Origin of the sequence: Hafnia alvei, from assembly GCF_900095695.1 — a bacterium.
GTDB classification, from domain to species: Bacteria; Pseudomonadota; Gammaproteobacteria; order Enterobacterales; family Enterobacteriaceae; genus Hafnia; species Hafnia alvei_B.
Map to the genome: position 1 here is coordinate 1 of NZ_FMIQ01000071.1, position 1,648 is coordinate 1,648.

Below are 1,648 nucleotides of genomic sequence, written 5' to 3' on the forward strand. Positions count from 1 at the left end.
TCACTCGCGTTTAGGCCTTGGTGCCGAATATCAGCGCGATTTCCTCAAAGTGGCCGCCAACGCCTACATGCGTTTGACCAACTGGAAAAACTCACCGGACTTCGATAACTACGAAGAACGCCCAGCCAACGGGTGGGATATTCGTACCGAAGGCTATTTACCTGCCTATCCGGGGATCGGCGGCAAGCTGGTGTATGAGCAGTATTACGGCGACCGCGTCGGGCTGTTTGGTAAAGATAATCAGCAAAAAGATCCGGTAGCGGTGACGGCTGGCGTTAACTATTCGCCTTTCCCGCTGATGAAGTTCAACGTCGACCACCGCATGGGTAAAAGCAATCAAAACGACACCCGCTTTGGCATCGATCTGAACTATGTGTTTGGCGCACCGTTAGGTCAGCAGTTGGATAGCAGCCTGTTGGCGGCGAGCCGCAGCTTGGCCGCGAATCGTTACGACTTTGTCGAACGTAACAACAACATCGTGTTGGAATACCGCAAAAAAGAGAGCATCAGCCTCCGGTTAGCTTCGCAAATCAGCGGCTACAGCGGTGAAAGTAAATCGCTGGGCGTGTCGGTCAACAGCACCAACGGCGTTGAGCGTATTGAGTGGACCGCGCCAGAACTGCTGAGTCAGGGTGGGCAGATTGTTCAGGTTTCTGAACAGCAGTTCAACGTGATCATTCCTGAATATCAATACGGCAACGATACCAACAACAGCTATGTGGTGAGCGGCGTTGCCTACGATAAATCCGGCAATGCATCGCCTAAGGCAGAAAGCTTGGTGATCGTGTCATCAGCGGCGGTGAGCATTCTTAATAGTACGCTTACCCCGATGGAGCTACAGCTACCGAACGATGGTACCTCTACGGCTAGATTGACGCTGGTATTGCGTGATGCGAACAATCACCTCGTCAGTGGTATCGCCGATGACATCAAAACCACGCTAAGTCCCGTGGGTCGCGGTCAGCCAGATGCCACGGTGAGTGCTTTCAGCGAAGACATGACCCGTATGGGCACCTATAGCGCCACCGTGACGGCGGGCGAAAATATGGGTGAATATAAAATTACGCCTGAAATCCATAATGCCAAACTTGCGTCAGCGACGCTGTATGTCGGCAGAGCTCCGGTGATCAGCGGTTTAACCATGAGCGGCAAGCTGGCGTTAGGCGAGCAGCTATCGGGTCATTATCAGTTCGATAGCAACAGCGGCAATGCACAAGATGCCTCTCTTTACCAATGGGGCAATAAAGGGCAAACCACAGGGCTGAATGGCGCTGAGACCATCGTTACTTCAGGTAGCGTGCCGGGCTATACGCTGGTCGCCAGCGATGTTGGGCAGGTAAAAGAGCTGTCGGTTCAGGCGCGTAACGGGGTGGAAACCTTAGGGAATACGCTGACGGTCACCACGGCTCCGGGCGATAACGGCAACAACACCGAAGGTGGTGGTGAAGGCGGCGTGATTGTGGATGAAACTGTAGCGCCAACCATCAGCAACGTGGCTATCAGCGGTAAGCTGGCGGTCGGCGAAGCACTGAGCGGCAGCTACACCTTTGCGGCCAACACGGGTAACTCAACCGATACTTCCGAGTATCAATGGGGCGCCAAGGGCTCAACCGCCAACGCAGTAGAAAACGGCAACGGCAAAGCGATT

1 protein-coding gene is annotated in these 1,648 nt (G+C 54.1%); it reads left to right on the forward strand.

The window, feature by feature from the left end:
• On the forward strand, window positions 1-1,648 hold a 1,648-nt coding region (locus BN1044_RS19605), incomplete at both ends, for an inverse autotransporter beta domain-containing protein (RefSeq protein WP_175421630.1).